The sequence below is a fragment of the Methylophaga sp. OBS1 genome, assembly GCF_026319365.1.
Genome location: NZ_JAPDMS010000005.1, coordinates 162,967 through 179,178, shown reverse-complemented (window position 1 = coordinate 179,178; position 16,212 = coordinate 162,967). Strand labels below are relative to the sequence as shown.

Annotated in this window: 18 protein-coding genes; 7 read left to right on the top strand and 11 right to left on the bottom strand. The window is 51.9% G+C overall.

What is annotated here, in order from left to right; translation table 11 throughout:
* Positions 1-11 precede the first annotated feature (11 nt).
* Together flgM and flgA are read right to left on the bottom strand one after the other, a co-directional pair.
* Positions 12-302 (bottom strand): flagellar biosynthesis anti-sigma factor FlgM, encoded by a 291-nt coding sequence (gene flgM, locus OMQ46_RS14455; RefSeq protein WP_266238019.1) that lies wholly within the window; start codon positions 300-302, stop codon positions 12-14.
* Positions 303-389: 87 nt separating this feature from the next.
* A complete protein-coding gene (flgA, locus tag OMQ46_RS14450) occupies positions 390-1,088 on the bottom strand; it encodes a flagellar basal body P-ring formation chaperone FlgA (RefSeq protein ID WP_266238016.1) in 699 nt (232 codons plus the stop codon).
* A gap of 165 nt (positions 1,089-1,253) precedes the next feature.
* Between flgA and OMQ46_RS14445 the strand changes: the two genes are divergently transcribed.
* Positions 1,254-2,171, top strand: coding sequence for a chemotaxis protein CheV (locus OMQ46_RS14445; RefSeq protein ID WP_266238014.1), 918 nt, complete (start codon positions 1,254-1,256; stop codon positions 2,169-2,171).
* 51 nt (positions 2,172-2,222) lie between these two features.
* Here OMQ46_RS14445 and OMQ46_RS14440 read toward each other — a convergent pair whose 3' ends face one another.
* From OMQ46_RS14440 to OMQ46_RS14425, 4 genes are read right to left on the bottom strand one after another with little or no spacing between them, the layout of a single operon-like run.
* Positions 2,223-3,356, bottom strand: a complete 1,134-nt coding sequence (locus OMQ46_RS14440) for a DUF4340 domain-containing protein (RefSeq protein ID WP_266238012.1) — start codon at positions 3,354-3,356, stop codon at positions 2,223-2,225.
* Positions 3,357-3,397: 41 nt separating this feature from the next.
* Positions 3,398-5,311 (bottom strand): Gldg family protein, encoded by a 1,914-nt coding sequence (locus OMQ46_RS14435; RefSeq protein WP_266238010.1) that lies wholly within the window; start codon positions 5,309-5,311, stop codon positions 3,398-3,400.
* Positions 5,312-5,325: 14 nt separating this feature from the next.
* Complete coding sequence (locus OMQ46_RS14430; RefSeq protein ID WP_266238008.1) at positions 5,326-6,066, bottom strand: ABC transporter permease; 741 nt, start codon at positions 6,064-6,066, stop codon at positions 5,326-5,328.
* Positions 6,066-7,016, bottom strand: coding sequence for an ABC transporter ATP-binding protein (locus tag OMQ46_RS14425; RefSeq protein WP_266238007.1), 951 nt, complete (start codon positions 7,014-7,016; stop codon positions 6,066-6,068). The genes OMQ46_RS14430 and OMQ46_RS14425 overlap by 1 nt, the downstream gene beginning before the upstream one ends.
* A gap of 158 nt (positions 7,017-7,174) precedes the next feature.
* On the opposite strand from OMQ46_RS14425, the gene OMQ46_RS14420 reads away from it, so the two are divergent.
* Both OMQ46_RS14420 and OMQ46_RS14415 read left to right on the top strand, forming a co-directional pair.
* A complete protein-coding gene (locus tag OMQ46_RS14420) occupies positions 7,175-8,239 on the top strand; it encodes a DUF2333 family protein (RefSeq protein WP_266238005.1) in 1,065 nt (354 codons plus the stop codon).
* A gap of 150 nt (positions 8,240-8,389) precedes the next feature.
* The gene (locus OMQ46_RS14415; protein WP_266238003.1) at positions 8,390-8,788 is read left to right on the top strand and encodes a c-type cytochrome; all 399 of its coding nucleotides are present in this window, start codon (positions 8,390-8,392) and stop codon (positions 8,786-8,788) included.
* Between the two features lie 42 nt (positions 8,789-8,830).
* On the opposite strand, the gene OMQ46_RS14410 is transcribed toward OMQ46_RS14415, so the two are convergent.
* Complete coding sequence (locus OMQ46_RS14410; RefSeq protein WP_266238001.1) at positions 8,831-9,640, bottom strand: substrate-binding domain-containing protein; 810 nt, start codon at positions 9,638-9,640, stop codon at positions 8,831-8,833.
* A gap of 68 nt (positions 9,641-9,708) precedes the next feature.
* Entirely contained in the window at positions 9,709-11,043 is a 1,335-nt protein-coding gene (locus tag OMQ46_RS14405; protein ID WP_266237999.1) for an OprO/OprP family phosphate-selective porin, read from the bottom strand.
* 124 nt (positions 11,044-11,167) lie between these two features.
* Here OMQ46_RS14405 and OMQ46_RS14400 point away from each other — a divergent pair, with 124 nt between their 5' ends.
* Positions 11,168-12,238: a substrate-binding domain-containing protein gene (locus OMQ46_RS14400; protein ID WP_266237997.1), complete on the top strand. Its 1,071-nt coding sequence runs from the start codon at positions 11,168-11,170 to the stop codon at positions 12,236-12,238.
* Here the strand turns inward: OMQ46_RS14400 and moaC are convergent.
* Positions 12,235-12,711: a cyclic pyranopterin monophosphate synthase MoaC gene (gene moaC, locus OMQ46_RS14395; RefSeq protein WP_266237994.1), complete on the bottom strand. Its 477-nt coding sequence runs from the start codon at positions 12,709-12,711 to the stop codon at positions 12,235-12,237. The genes OMQ46_RS14400 and moaC overlap by 4 nt on opposite strands.
* A gap of 48 nt (positions 12,712-12,759) precedes the next feature.
* Between moaC and moaD the strand changes: the two genes are divergently transcribed.
* From moaD to OMQ46_RS14380, 3 genes are read left to right on the top strand one after another with little or no spacing between them, the layout of a single operon-like run.
* On the top strand, positions 12,760-12,987 hold the full coding sequence (gene moaD, locus OMQ46_RS14390; RefSeq protein WP_266237992.1) for a molybdopterin converting factor subunit 1: 228 nt from the start codon (positions 12,760-12,762) through the stop codon (positions 12,985-12,987).
* A gap of 1 nt (position 12,988) precedes the next feature.
* Complete coding sequence (locus tag OMQ46_RS14385) at positions 12,989-13,444, top strand: molybdenum cofactor biosynthesis protein MoaE (RefSeq protein WP_266237990.1); 456 nt, start codon at positions 12,989-12,991, stop codon at positions 13,442-13,444.
* The gene (locus OMQ46_RS14380; protein ID WP_266237989.1) at positions 13,441-13,833 is read left to right on the top strand and encodes an MAPEG family protein; all 393 of its coding nucleotides are present in this window, start codon (positions 13,441-13,443) and stop codon (positions 13,831-13,833) included. The genes OMQ46_RS14385 and OMQ46_RS14380 overlap by 4 nt, the downstream gene beginning before the upstream one ends.
* Here OMQ46_RS14380 and OMQ46_RS14375 read toward each other — a convergent pair whose 3' ends face one another.
* Positions 13,834-14,412: a MarC family protein gene (locus OMQ46_RS14375; RefSeq protein WP_266237988.1), complete on the bottom strand. Its 579-nt coding sequence runs from the start codon at positions 14,410-14,412 to the stop codon at positions 13,834-13,836. It abuts the gene before it with no gap.
* A 185-nt stretch (positions 14,413-14,597) separates the two neighbouring features.
* A complete protein-coding gene (gene ubiD, locus OMQ46_RS14370) occupies positions 14,598-16,064 on the bottom strand; it encodes a 4-hydroxy-3-polyprenylbenzoate decarboxylase (protein ID WP_266237987.1) in 1,467 nt (488 codons plus the stop codon).
* Between the last annotated feature and the right edge of the window lie 148 nt (positions 16,065-16,212).

The following is a 16,212-nucleotide window of genomic DNA, read 5'->3' as shown; positions in this document are numbered from 1 at the left end:
GTATTCCTTGCTTATAAGTCTCCCTCAAAATCAATCATTTTTCGTGCCAGCTCCTGACTGTCGATTTGATAGGAACCGTCTTCAATTGATTGTTTTATCGCATCTACCTTGGCGGTATCGACGACCGGTACATCAGCCAGGCTCTGCTCCAGCTGCGCTAAGGTGTCACTGAGGCTGACCTTATCCGCCGGACTTTGTTTAGCTGCTGGTGTCGCCGCAGCGCTGTTGTTGCGCTCATTAACATTGCGAGTCGAATTATAATCCGGCTGCAATGGCGGTTTAATGTTATTTATTTCAGCCATTTATGCTGTCTCCAAATACTTTCTGCTCTTGTTGTCGACGGATTCAGGAAAAACTTGAGTATTTTTGTCTTTGTCTGAATTTTGACGCTACATGGTCACTCTGACAACACCGGGAGAGTGGACAACGCCCTCGACCACACGTTCTGATGAGCTGTTTCTGACACGCACTTTGTCACCGAGGCTGGCGTCTTCCAGCGCGGTCCCATTCATCCGCACTTCCATCGTGCCAGCGGCGGCAACCAATATAATCTGCTCACCCCGTTTGACCACTTTTTCCAGTTTCAGGCCACGGGATGGAATCACGGAACCAACGGCCAGCGGATAACGCAGTTGCTGGCCGGTGATCTGTGCCGTCGACTCCAGAAAGCCCTGACGCAGCTCAGCAATATCCATCACCTGCATGCGCACATCTGATTCAGTCAGTGTCGTGTGTGCCGATAAGGGTTTCGCTGCCACGACGACCGGCTTCATCACTTTGACTTTCACCGGCACATAAACCGTCCATTCAGTGGCAGCCGGACATTTTACACCGATGGTTCTACTCCCTACTGTGTTAGCGGCAGAGTTGGAGAAAGTCTGTAAATTCTTTTCACACTGTTGCAGCCGCAAACGATTGTCCAGGGATTCCACAAGGACTTGAGGACTGTTATAACTGAGTTGCGCATCATTCAGGGCATGGACATAGGCCGCCTGCTCGATATCTGCAATCGGCTGTAAATTGTCTGCATGAAGAACCTGCGTCAAAAAAACGACACAGAAACTGATTATAATCTTAGGCAGTGACATTGCGGGCATCCTCTGGAGCCTGAGTAAAATGGTAATGTGTCTTCTGCAAAGTCCATGCCCGGAAAATAATCAAGTCCCTGTCACTGGCGCCGATAGTCTTATTAGTCTGGCCATATTCACTGTTATCGCAGGGTTAAGTAACAGGGCCTTTTTAAAGGAGTACGCATGAGCAGCATGATCGATGGTGTGGATCAGCGCACCAATCTCGCCGGCACCAATCGACTGGAACTACTGTTATTCAGACTGGGCGGCGTGCAGTTATACGGTATCAACGTTTTCAAGGTTCGAGAAGCTATTCCCTGTCCCGCTCTCACTAACATGCCCAATGCTCACCGTGTGATCAAAGGCGTGGCATCGATTCGGGGAAAAACCGTCAGCATAGTCGACCTGGCAGAAAGCATTGGCCGCCGCAGTGTCGGAGACACCCAGGACAAGTTTGTTATTCTCACTGAATACAACCGCACGGTGCAGGGTTTTCTGGTCAGTGCTGTCGACCGGATCGTCAATATCAGTTGGTCAGATGTATTGCCGCCACCAGCCGCTTCCGGTGCGAATACCTACATGACTGCAATCACCAAAGTTGATGATCAACTCATCCAGATTATCGATGTTGAACAGGTGCTGGCTGAGGTCATGGGCATGAATACCGATGTGTCCTCGGATATTGCTGACGAAGCAGCGCCACCGGGTGAACAACGTAAGCACATTCTGGTTGCTGATGACTCCAGCGTCGCCCGCAATCAGATCAAACGCACTCTGGATCAAATCGGCGTCGACTCAACGATCGCTAAAAACGGCCGCGAGGCGCTGGAAATACTGCAGGGCTGGGCGCAACAGGGTATCAACATCAGCGAGCATGTCTCGCTGCTCATTTCCGATATCGAGATGCCGGAAATGGACGGTTACACGCTGACCTCGGAAATTCGCAAAGATCCTGCGCTGAAGGATTTACAAATCCTGCTGCATACTTCCATGAGTGGCACCTTTAATGAAGCACTGGTGCAGAAAGTCGGTGCCGATCATTTCCTGCCCAAATTCTCCGCCGATGAACTGGCGACAGCCGTTAAGTCACTTATCGAATAAATAAAAAAGGCGCCCTGTGGCGCCTTTTTCATCCTGTGCTCACCAGGGTGATTAGCGAGCCGGTCCAAAACCGGTCATATCCGGCGGCATCGGTATCACCTCAGAGCGCTCGGTGACGATATCGTCTTTAGCACGCATCAGGTTGGTACCAACAAAACCACTGACCCGGTAAACCCAGGGCGACAGGCGTTTATTCAGTTTCTCTACCTCAGCACGGACTGCATCGGGCTTTTTGGTGACGTCCAGTTCCTGAATATCCTTCGGTGCCGGCTGGATCACACTGGGATCAAAGGCAGCACTCAGCGCAGTGAAGTAGTAACCATCCACAAATGAGGTTTGGGTTGTCACCACCAGCCCATCAAACGTGGTAAATTCTGCTGTCACCACCTCCGCATCACCGCGATCAAATTCCGCCGCCGGTTTCACATCCTCCAGACGCATCTGGTGCAGGGAACCGGCAATGTCATACCCCAGTTGCGGATATTTAAAGACCGTCTTATCACCGGATTGCGGTGTACCGAATTTATCTTTTTGTCCCAGATTGACCAGCACCGCTGAATTACCGTTAGGCTGTGTGATTTCAACACGGGCGATACGCTCACGGGCCAGATTGATGACTTGGCTCTGAATCCAGTTAAGCATGACCGGATTGATCTGCAGGTACCCCTCGGCAAGCCAGCTCTCTTCTTCACCAGCACGGCGAACGTAGAACTGCTTGGGACCGGCAGCCATAGTCACTTCGCGCTGTTCGCCCAGGATCAGACCGGCGACCGGTTCCTCACCATCCAGCAAACTGATTTTGAGTGACTCTCCCCCGGGGACTTCCGGGTTAGGGCCTTCCACGCCGAGTACTGCGTATTTATCAGGGTCACTGGTTTTACGCTCCAGAATCTCGGCTTCGGACAGATCGATAAGCATCCGCTTCACTTCGTCAAAGTTGGCCGGATAGTTGTAGTACTCAGGCAGATACCAGTCCTCATCCTCGCGCTTGAGGGTGAAGTCCCCTTCACCACTGGCGAAACGAATATGATCCACTGCACTCAACTGTTCAAACAGATCCGGGAACAGCAACCCATATTCATCCTGATTGTCGTCAGCCCGGTAGATGGTGACCAGCATCAGCAGCACCATCAGCACGGTGATGATGAACAGGACAGTCAGACTATTGCGATTTTTTATCATCATTTTCAACCTAATTTGTGCTCTCGACTTAACAGCTTCAACGCTTACTGCTGGCTCCGCGCCTTGTTACGTTTACGGATACGCATCCATCCGGTAAACACGGCAAGCAAGGCCACCAGAACAGGCACCAGACCGATGTTGAAAAACTTCAGCTGCGTATCCAGACGGTCGATATCCTTGCGCAGGTTCGACTGCACTTCCCGCAGTTGCTGTTCGGTCTTGTTGGCCGTCAAGCGGAACTCGGCGATTTCTTTCTGCTGTTCCGGTGTCAGGATCTGCTCACCGCTGCCGCTGCGTTGAACCTGCATACGGGCAATACGCTGCTGGGTCTCTTTCAGCTTATTCTGCAGCTCGCGCTCCTTGGTACGGAAACGCTTCTCAGCATCACGCTGCAGCGCAATCACCTTGTGAAATGGCCGGGTGAATCCTGCTCGAGAACGCACACTGATAAGCCCTTCGCTACCGGTCAGGTCCTCAATGCTATTGATGAGAAAATCAATATTATTGGATGTGGTGAAAGTCAGCTGTTCGCCATAGAAATCCTGCGTCTCAACCCAGAATCTATCATCAAGGACATCGACGTCAGCCACCGCGATCACATCAATATCGCCTTTGGCAGTATCCAGATGGCCCGGCATTTTCTTGATTTCACCGGTTTTGCTCTTGGCACCGTCAGGGAATGCCGTGGCGACAGCCCCCTGAACCCGGACTGCATAGGGATAGCTCAAGGTTCCCGGCTCATATTTAGTGAGCAGGGCGACCGGGTCATTACGGAACTGAACCACACGCTTATCGACCAGCATCGCTTCATTGCTCGACGACACCAGCGGTGTCACTTCAGTGGATTTATCCTCCAGGATTTTGAAATACCCCGGCGTCGCCACATTAACGCGATTGAGGGCAGAGGTAATCCGCTCATCGACATTAAAATTGCTTTCATCCAGCGACTGCCACAACACATAGTCAATCGGCTGGTGATCGGTTCTGGCACCGAAATCGACTTTGGTCGCGGTTTTACGGTCAGCGACCACATCGGCACTGGCACGTTCAATGCCCCAGGCTTTAAACAGTTCATCCATATTGGAGCTGCGCGAAGCCAGCATCGCTGCCATCGGGTTATCCGGATCTTTTTCCGGTTCATCCAGCTCGGCGTAAGGATCGACGTAGCTCACCAGCTTACCGCCGGCCAGTACATATTGATCAATCGCGTAGAGCGTGGTGTCCTGAAAGTCCTTGGGATGCACGACCACCAGTACATCGATACTGGAAGGAATACGGCGAATATCCTTGGGCAGCATGGTGACGTCGAACATTTCACGCAGCTCATTCATCATTGCCCAGGGTTTGGCGCCATCAGGCGAGGCCACCTCACCTTTCATCGGATCATACTGCTCACCATCGACCTGCAGTGAACTGATGACACCCACCGTTTTACGATCCTGGTTGGAGAGCTTATAAATCAGCTTGGTCAGGTCGTATTCCAGCGTGTCTTCCTTCTCAGGCTGGAAGAATGGAATGGTTTCAACACCGTCCAGCAGGTTGGTGCCGGCCAGACCGAAATACAGCGGATCCGGCTCACCTTCGATCGGTACCGACTGCAGACCATACTGCTTGGCGCGCTGCTCCTCATCAGAGAATGGCTGCGGACTACTCGTGTAGAGACGAATCATACCGTTGGAGGCACGCTGATACTCCAGCAACAGTTCCTGTACCCGCTGAGCATAGGCTTTAAGACTGGGCAATGCCTGCGCGGTCTTCTCGGTATAGTAGAAACGCAAGGTCACCGGCTCCGCCATCGACTCCAGTACATTGATGGAACCTTCGGACAGGGTGTAAAGATTGTCTTCAGTCAAATCCACCCGGGCGGATTTGAAGTTACCGTTCACCACGATATTGAACGCGATAAACAGGATAATGGCCAGAAGCAGACCCGTGGTTGATAACAGTTGTTTATTCATCTTTGCATTCTCTCCTAGTCGGCCTTGCGCGCATTAACAATCAGCGCATTGGCAAACAGCCAGATGGCAATCAAAGAGATGAAATAGAGCATGTCACGCAAGTCTATGACTCCTTTACTGATGGCATCAAAATGCGTCAGGAAGCTGAATGAACTGATCACGTCCACCAGCGTCTGCGGTGCCCAGCCGGCAAAGAAGTCGATGACAATACCGAAACCGGCCAGCACGAATATCAGGCTGATGACCAGACTAATGACAAAGGCAATCACCTGGTTCTTGGTAATCGCAGAGATACAGGAACCAATAGCGAGAAAGCCACCGGCCATCAACAGACTGCCGAGGAAGCTGGCAACAATCACCCCGTTATCCGGATCACCCAGGTAATTCACCGTAATCCAGAGCGGGAAATTCAGCAGTAAAGCCAGACCGGTAAAGGCCCAGGCCGCAAAGAACTTACCCAGCACGGCTTCGAATACCGATACCGGCAATGTCATCAACAGTTCGATAGAACCGCTTTTGCGTTCTTCGGCCCAGAGACGCATAGAAATTGCCGGTATCAAGAGGATATAAAGCCAGGGGTGCAGTGAAAAGAAGGGATAGAGATCGGCTTCGCCGCGTTCGAAAAAGTTACCGACATAAAAGGTCGAAAAACCGGTCAGTAACAGGAAGATAATAATGAAAACGTAAGCCACCGGCGTCGCGAAGTAGCCGTTGAACTCACGCTTCATAATGAACCAGATATTTTGCATATTCATTATTTGATTGACTCCGCGTTGGGCAGGGTAATACTGCGGAAAACTTCATCCAGACGGCCATGCTCGGCATGCAGGGCGTCAATATCCCAGCCATTGCCACGGATTTTTTCCGACAACTCAGCCGTGATCTGGCGGCCATGCTGTGGATAGACCCGGAAACCCGCTTCGCCGCTCAGTTTTTCCACATTGGCGACAAACTCCAGAGAACTGAGGAAGTTTTCAAAAGCCTGCTGCTCGATATTCGCTACATTGACGCAAACAGCGTTGTAGTAGCGTGATTTGGACTCCAGTTCCTGTGGCGTGCCGTCGAACTTGATCTTGCCGTTGGCAATGACCACATTGCGGTTACACAGCGCGTGTACTTCTTCAAGAATATGGGTTGAGATGATGATAGCCTTGTCTTCGGCCATTTCGTTAATCAGCGTACGGACTTCGTGTTTCTGGTTGGGATCGAGACCATCGGTCGGTTCATCGAGGATCAGAACCGGCGGGTTGTGCAGAATGGATTGCGCCAGACCAACACGGCGTTTGTAGCCTTTGGAAAGCGTTTCAATGGGCTGAAACATCACATTGGTAATACGGGCGCGTTCTGCAGCCAGCCCGACTGCACGTTTTTTGTCAGAACCCTTGAGACCCCGGATTTCGGCAATAAAATGCAGAAAACTGTCCGGCGTCATATCCGCGTAAGCGGGCGCTCCCTCAGGCAGATAGCCCAGATGCGCTTTGACTGATATCGGGTCTTTCAACACATCGTAACCACAGACCCGGACCGTGCCTCTGGTCGGTGCCAGAAAGCCGGTAATCATTTTCATGGTGGTGGATTTGCCGGCGCCATTTGGTCCGAGAAACCCGAGTACTTCGCCTTTGCTGACGGAAAATGACACGCCATCAACGGCTTTAATCGCGCCAAAGTGTTTGGCCAGATCATCGATCTCGATTCTCAACGTCATAGTTAAAGCGTCCCCCGCTTCCTAATCATTTTTGCAAACTCGTCATATTCTGGTGTCTGTCAAATGAAGTCAAGTTTGAATTCTGTCTGACAACTCCCCATTGTTTTACAAGTATCTAACGCATAAGCTAATCCGGACTACATCAAAAAGAGTGCGCTATGGCCCTGAAAAGCTTGACCCAAAAATTTCGTGATTTCGGCTGGACTGTCAGCGACAGCTTCGCTGATAACACGACTCGCATACAAATCATCAAAGCTGGCAGTGTGGTTATTGGCACCTTCGCTATACTGATGTTGCTGCTGATGTTCTGGTGGAACATGGCGCCAGCGACGTTTGAACCGGTTGAGCACGCCCGTCAGACAGCCAAACTGGAACAACAGGCCATGGTGACCGGTTACACCTCAACCGAAACCGCCATCGAACTCGCCCAGACCCTATTGGATAAACCGGGAGGCTACCTCTCAAACGACGTGATGCCGCCATCCGTGTGGATGGACAATATTCCCAACTGGGAGTTCGGTGTGTTGGTGCAGATTCGGGACTTCACCCGTGCCATGCGCAATGACATCAGCCGCAGCCAGTCGCAATCACTGGAAGATCCGGATTTGGCCGAGGCTGAACCGCAGTTCAATTTCAACTCTGAGTCCTGGCTGTTTCCGCCCAGTGAACGTGAATACCGCACCGGTATCAAAGCGCTGCAATCTTATCGTGCCCGCTTGGGCAGCACTGGCAATGATGAAGCCCAGTTCTTCGCCCGGGCAGACAACCTGGCTGCCTGGCTGGCCATTGTTGAAAAACGATTGGGCAGTCTGTCACAGCGCTTAAGCGCCAGCGTCGGGCAAGTCAGGGTCAATACCGATCTTGCTGGTGAGCCGGATGCCATGCAATCGACGCCGACAGCCGATGAGATTGTCAGCAAAACCCCTTGGTATGAAATTGATGATGTTTTCTACGAAGCCCGCGGCACCACTTATGCACTGGTCCACCTGTTAAAAGCTGTGGAGCACGACTTTGCTGATATTTTGAGAAAGAAAAACGCCCTGGTCAGCCTGCGTCAGATTATTCGTGAGCTGGAAGCGACACAGGCCACCGTTTGGAGCCCGATCATTCTTAACGGCAGTGGCTTCGGGCTGTTTGCCAATCATTCACTGGTGATGGCTTCTTATATTTCCCGTGCCAATGCCGCCATTATCGACCTGAGAGCCTTGATGAGTCAGGGTTGAGGATTTATTAGAATTTACTTAAATTGGGTCATTTGCCCCACCTGATAGGCAAATCACCCATTTCAATCAGGGATTTTCTCCCTAATATTGAATCATGAAGTGCTGGCATACGCATCCAGCCTCAAAGTTCAGATTAGATGGAGAAAAACGATGTCTACAAATAAAGGTTTGAAAGCCGCTGCGATAGCCGCTCTCTTCATGCTGCCTTTCGCAGCGACTGCTGAAGAGCCAGCTTACACAGTCACCAATGGCCATGAGCTGGACGCTGAAACTTATCAAGGTTTCAAGCTTTACCGTAACTGGTGTGCCCGCTGTCACGGCACCTATGGTCAGGGCATGGTAGGTCCCAACCTGGCAGAGAGTCTGACCGTCATCAGTAAGCAGGAATTTTTTGATGTTGTGGAAAACGGCAAAACCGGCCAGATCGGCAGCATGCCCGCATGGGGCTCGAACCCCCAGGTCATGGAAGGCCGTGAACAGCTCTATCGTTATCTCAAAGCCCGGGCTGATGGCGCCATCGGCGAAGTCAAACCCAAAAAAGCCAAGTAATGAAAACGGGCTGCCCTGACAGGCAGCCCGTTTCCTGTTTAATCATTCGCTGATTGCATCAGGATGGAACAATTGCTGTCCTTTTATACGAAAGTCACGAATAATTTTCTGCCCCTCAGGGCCAGCGACGAAATCAATATATTTTTTTGCCAACTCATAATTCACGTGATCATGTTTCTCCGGGTTCACAGCCATAATGTGATAGGGGTTAAACATCACCTCATCGCCCTCGAATAACACTTTGAGATTCATCTTGTCGGCGTAGGCAATTTGGGTACCGCGATCAGCCAACGCATAGGCGCCTTTCTCGTCAGCCATTTTCAGCACCGCGCCCATTCCCTGACCCGCAGCAATATACCATTTGCCTGAGGGCGCAAGTCCCGCGTTATCCCACAAAGCTTTCTCTTTTTTATGGGTGCCTGAGTCATCACCGCGTGATACAAAATCAGCCTGAGCCTGGGCAATGCGAATAAAGGCGCCGGCCGCGTTTTCTGCCGCGGCAATATTCGCTGGATCAGATGCCGGGCCCACGATCACAAAGTCATTATGCATCACCGCCGTGCGATCGATAAAATCACCCGCCTGTACATAGCTGAGCTCGGCCTGTGGCGCATGCACAAAGACGATATCGACATCGCCATTGCTGCCGATTTTAAGGGCTTTACCGGTACCCACGGCAATGACATCCACCTGGGCGTTGTGTTGCTTTTCAAACGCCGGGTTCAACACGGCAAGTAAGCCCGAGTTATCAGTACTGGTCGTGGTCGACATCTTCAGGTGATCTACGGCCATCGCTGAAGTGCTAAGTATTGCCAGTAGTGTGAAGCCTAACCATTGTCTGAGTATCATCATCAACCTCCGTTATGATTTGTCTGTCATTTACTTCTCTTAATTAACTGAAAATCATGACGTAAAAATGACTAAAAGGCCCACTGACTGCGTAACTGGAATACGCTTGGCTCGTCACCATCATTGGCGCCTCCATTCACATCCAGCACATTGACATAGTTGGCGGTAAAGCGCAGGGTCGGCGTTGGATACCAGTTCATACCCAGCGTCATCGAATCCGCTTCACCACCGTCAATATCCGCATCACTCAGATCCACTGTACTGAAGCGCAGCGCGACTTCCCAGGCACCGATACCTCCCTCTCCTACGTTAGCTTTGGGAGTAATGCCACCGAATTTGCCGTTCTTGTAATTACGTGACTCACCGGTCAGGAAGTAACCTGCCTGGGCATACCAGCCGTCAAAATCCAAATCACTGCCACTGCCACGGTTGACAGAAGTGGTGATATATTCGGCCTGCGCTGAGAAAGGCCCCTGCACAGTGGCAATCTCAGCGCCCACTTTGAGGAAATCATCAATCATCGCAATGGTTCCGGTATCAACAATATTGATGCCGGCAACATGTGTTTCAGGCTGCTGACGGAAACGCGCTGAGTTCACACCACCCGTTTCACGATAATTCAGCCCCAGCCCCAGGTGTACCACCTCGGTTTTATTATTAACGGGTGCCCATGTGAACCGGGTTCCAGCACCCCAACCTTCATCATCGGCACCACCCTCGCTATTGACTTTATCCCCGAACAAGCCCCCTGCCAGCGTCCAGTTCTGATGATTCGTTGTTGCCATAACGCCCATGTGACGGCCGGGAGCAAAGGCTGATGGCAACCCCCGCTCGCTAAAAGTGGTGTACTTGGAACTGGTCTGTTCCTGCAAACTGAAAGGGTCTTTGAAATTACCGGCTTTGATTTCCAGATTATCAAAACCGTTATAACTCAGATAAGCATCCTTAATGCCGCTGGCGCCATCGTCAACGAAGTCATACTGCAATTTATAGCCCCAGTCGTAATACATGGTGCCCTGTAAATAAAGTCGAGCACGACGGATCTCGGTGCCATCGCCCAAGTCGGGTTCGCCGCCATAGGCAGCGGCATCAGCCTGAAGACGGCCACCGAGCCTGGTTTCAAATTTGCCGTCGCGGCTTTTGACCTTGAGACCGCCGTTGGTGGTGACTTCCACATCGGATGGCTTGGTCGCCTCGGCCAGTTTTTCTTCGACTTCGGCTTTTTCTTCGGCTGCCTGAACCTGGTTCTGTTTCAGCTCTGCCATCAGTCGCTTATATTGCGCATCACTGACCGTACCATTCTGATGCAGCATCGTGATCAGTGTTTCGATTTCAGAACCGGCATAAGCGGGCATCGCAGTGGTCAGGGTGAGTCCCGCAAGCAGCATTGTGGTTTTCAATTTCATCTTTTTCTCCCTAAGCGTAATAAAACTGTCGTATTAATATGCCTTAATATACATATATAAAGACTGAATACTTGAGTACAATCAAAGTTATCAAGCATTTAAATATGAACTATACAACATAAATATGGATATCAAAATTAACTTTCACTGGCAAATGAGCCGACATGGTGAAAACCATGACCTTGATACGATTCTGTTTCAGTTACTGGAAGCGGTGCAGTCTGAAGGCTCGCTTAAAAAAGCGACCGACCGCCTGGGTGTGTCCTATCGGTTTGCATGGGGACTGGTGAATAAATGGGAATCCCTGCTTGGTCATCCCCTGGTCATTCTGGAGCGGGGTCGCGGCGCCAAACTGGCACCGGCCGGTGAAAAACTGATGCATGGTAACCGTCATCTCTCCGCTTCTTTTTCTCCGGAGCTGGATAACTTCTCCACTCAGTTCAAACGCGAGTTTGAAGCCATTTTGAATCGCAACCATGCTGAAGGGTTTAATATTTTTGCCAGCCATGGTCTTGCAGTCGGGGCCTTGCGGGACCTGATCAATCAACAGTCCGATTTCCAGTTGGATCTGCACTTTCATGGCAGTCTGGAAAGTTTGCGCGCGCTGCGTAACGGTGACTGCCACATCGCCGGCTTTCATATCCCGGTAGGTGAACTGGGGCATCAGGTCAAACAGGATTATCTGGAGATTTTGAACGAAGACGCGCATCAGTTGATTTACGTGGTGAAACGCAATCAGGGCCTGATGGTCGCGGGCGGCAACCCGAAACAGGTCAAGGATATCCATTCCCTGGCTGATGGCAAATTGACTTTCATCAATCGCCAGGCTGACTCCGGAACCCGTCTGTTATTTGATCAACTACTACAGGTCCATGACGTCCCGGCCAGCCGGATTAGAGGTTACCTGCATGAAGAGTTCACCCATATGGCGGTCGCGGCGATGGTGGCCAGTGGCGCCGCCGATGTCGGTTTCGGCATTGCGCCGATGGCCGACAAATTCAACCTCGAATTCATTCCCCTTGTGTGGGAGCACTATTGTCTGGCGGTGCCGAATCATCTGATCGAGGATGAGCGGGTGACTGAAATTATTTCCCTGCTCAAGAGCGAAGCTTTTCATCACAATCTCGCTGGCTATTCCGGCTATGACACATCGCGCTCGGGAGAGCCGGTGAGCTTTAAAGAAATTTTCGTTTAATCACGCTGCCAGTGGCCGCTTTTGCCGCCCGCCTTTTCCAGTAGCCGGATATCGGTCATCACCATACCGCGATCAACGGCTTTACACATATCGTAAATGGTCAACAGGCAGACCTGGACCGCGGTCAGCGCTTCCATTTCCACCCCGGTCTGACCGCTGGTACCCACCATGGTCTGGCAATGTACGGCTGAGTTATCCGGGTCCAGCTCAAACTCGATAGAAACCTTGCTCAGCGCCAGCGGGTGGCATAAAGGCACTAAATCCGAGGTTTTCTTGGCTGCCATAATGCCGGCAATCCTGGCAATGCCCAGTACATCGCCTTTTTTATGGCCGCCCGCTTCAATCAGCCTGAAGGTCTCAGGCAACATCGAAATCGTGCCGGCTGCCACCGCAATGCGGTCAGTGACCTGCTTGCCGCCAACATCAACCATATGGGCTTCACCGGCCTGATTAAAATGGGTTAACTCCGCCATTGCAAGTGTTATCCTACTATTTTGAAATTTGCTGAAACAATCAACCAGATGAGTATCCAAGTCAAATTTTTTGCCAGTTTGCGTGACAAAATCGGCAAGTCCGAAGTTGAGCTGAGTGCCGCCAAAACCACCGGTGAGGCCTGGGACCAGGCCACCGAAAATGCGCCACGTCCTGATAATGTGCTGGTCGCGATTAATCTTGAATATGCCCGCTTCGATGACCCGGTGGAAGACGGCGACGAAGTGGCTTTCTTCCCGCCGGTAACCGGGGGCTGAGATGAGCAGCTGGGTCAGTGAACATGACATCGACCCCTGGCAGCTTATTGCCACACAGGAGACCAACCTGAAGCAGGCGGGTCGCTTCGGCGCTATCGGCAGTTTTGTCGGCACCATGCGTGACTTCAGTGACCGCGAAGGTCTCAGCAAAATGCGGCTGGAGCATTATCCGGCGATGACAGAACAATACCTGCAGAAACTGGAACAACAGGCGCGGGAACAATGGCCTTTGCTGGATTGCCTTATCGTCCATCGCGTCGGCGATATCTACCCCGGCGATGCGATTGTGGTTATCGCCTGCTGGTCGGCGCACCGGCGTGCGGCGCTCGATAGTTGCAATTGGCTGATCGAAGAACTCAAATACCGCGCCCCATTCTGGAAACAGGAATTCAGCCCGGAAGGCGCGCACTGGGTAGAAGAAAATACTGACGGTCACAGCCAAGGGAAAAAAACATGATTACTGCCTTATATGCCAGTCTTTGTGCTTTGTGGATAGTGAGACTCTCACTTCAGGTTATCAAGCTGCGCCGCCAGCACCGCGTACTGCTGGGAGATGACGGCCATCCCGACCTGCAGACCGCCATCCGGGTTCAGGGTAATGCCACTGAATATATCCCCATCACCCTGATTCTGATGATTATCCTGGAGTGGTCCGGTGCGCCCTGGTGGCTGATTCATATCGCTGGTATCGCCCTGCTGACAGGACGCTTTATTCACGCCACTGCCCTGCAGCGTAATGATGGCGAACGCCGGGTCCTGGGTATGAAAATCACCTTTTACCTGATCATGGCGCTGTCGGCGCTCAATATTTTCTATCTGATTGCCGGTTACTTTTTTGCCGACTAACTAGCCAAGAAAGTCACGGACACCAATCAGCATCATATTGACGGCGACCAGATTCAGTAACAGCCCCATCAGCTTTTCCACTGCCCGGATGCCGCGCTCACCCAGCCAGTCACTGAGCCGTCGTCCGAGCAGAAAGATCAGAAACGCCGTCACCAGTACCAGTAACAAAGCCAGTAATAATTCAAACAGACTGGCTTGTTGCTGAGAGCGCAGAATCATTACCGTGGTAATCGCCGACGGCCCCGCCAGACAGGGCACGGCGATCGGAAACAGGAAGGAATCGTGACTGTAATCGCCGGCAAACACATCTTTGGCCGACTGGAAGATCATCTTCAGCGAGATCAGAAACAGAATCACGCCACCGGCCACCATCAATGAAGCCCGCTCAATACTGAGATACCCCAGCAAAGCCTCGCCGACCAGCGCGAATACCACCAGCACCAGTAAAGCCAGCAAGGTCTCACGCAGTATAGTTTTGCGGTAGTGAGACTTTTCAGTACCGCTCAGCACCGCCAGCACAAAAGGCAGATTGCCAAAGGGGTCGATGACCAGAAACAACAGTAAAGCGCTTTCAATCATAAAGACTCCCTTTGATGTTTCCCTCTCACCCCGACCCTCTCCCGCCATGGGGAGAAGGAATAAGACGGTGCCAATCTGGGTTGAGTACGCCGCTCCTTCCCCCTCGACGGGGGAAGGCCGGGATGGGGGTGTGCACTTAACCCAATTCTGGAATCGGTCTTGAAGACTATACGATCAACTTAATTCTACTCCAGCCCCAGCTCATCCCAAATCGCATCAATCTTGGCCACCACTGCCGGATCGCGTTCAATCGGCCGCCCCCATTCACGGTCGGTTTCACCCGGCATTTTATTAGTCGCATCCATGCCCATCTTGGAGCCCAGTCCCGATACCGGCGAGGCAAAATCCAGATAATCAATCGGCGTGTTTTCCACCATGGTGGTATCACGCACCGGGTCCATGCGGGTGGTAATCGCCCATATCACATCCTGCCAGTCACGCACGTTGACATCATCATCGACGACGATCACGAATTTTGTATACATAAACTGCCGTAAAAACGACCACACCCCCATCATCACCCGTTTGGCATGACCGGGATACTGCTTCTTCATACTCACCACCGCCATCCGGTAGGAACAGCCTTCAGGGGGCAGATAGAAATCGACAATCTCCGGAAACTGCTTCTGCAGAATCGGCACAAACACCTCGTTCAGCGCCACGCCGAGAATCGCCGGTTCATCCGGTGGCCGGCCGGTATAGGTGCTGTGATAAATCGGGTTCTGGCGCTGGGTTATCCGTTCAATGGTCAACACCGGGAAGCTGTCGACTTCATTGTAATAACCGGTGTGGTCGCCATAAGGCCCTTCCGGTGCCATATCATCCGGGTAGATAAAACCTTCCAGCACAATCTCGGCATTGGCCGGCACCTGCAAGTCATTGCCGATGCATTTCACCAGCTCCGTCTTGCTGCCACGCAAAAGCCCGGCAAAGGCATATTCCGACAAAGTATCGGGCACCGGTGTCACTGCCCCGAGGATGGTGGCCGGATCACAGCCCAGCACCACACTGACCGGAAACGGTTCGCCCGGATAAGTCTGCTGCCATTCCTTGAAATCCAACGCGCCGCCACGATGCGATAACCAGCGCATAATCACGCGGTTCTTACCAATCACCTGTTGCCGGTAAATGCCCAGATTCTGTCTTTCTTTATGCGGCCCTCTGGTGACCACCAGCCCCCAGGTAATCAGTGGCGCCGCATCTTCCGGCCAGCACAACTGAATCGGGTAATTCGCCAGGTCAATCTCATCGCCTTCAAGCACCTGCTCCTGACAAGCGGCTTTCTTGACGATCTTGGGACCCATATTCATCACCTGCCGGAAGATCGGCAACTTGCTCCAGGCATCCTTCATGCCCTTGGGCGGCTCCGGTTCTTTCAAAAAAGCGAGCAGTTTGCCGACCTCACGCAAAGCTTCGACTGACTCCTCGCCCATCCCCATCGCCACCCGTTTCGGTGTACCAAACAGGTTCAGCAAAGCCGGGACGTTTGAGCCTTTAGGGTTTTCAAACAGCAGTGCCGGACCGCCTGCCCGTAACACCCGGTCGGCGATTTCGGTCATTTCCAGGGATGGATCAACTTCAGTGGTGATGCGTTTGAGTTCGCCTTGTTTTTCCAGGCCGGAGATGAAGTCTCGGAGATCGGTGTATTTCATGGGTGCTGGTTATTTTTATTTGGGTGGGAGTAGCTTAGCAGGTTTGACCTAGATCAATTAATGTTCATAACCCGATGTTTCTCTAAGATAGACTTGAAAAGCATTAAGCCATGAAACATCTACCGCTGTAACCAGTTTGAATTGTCAA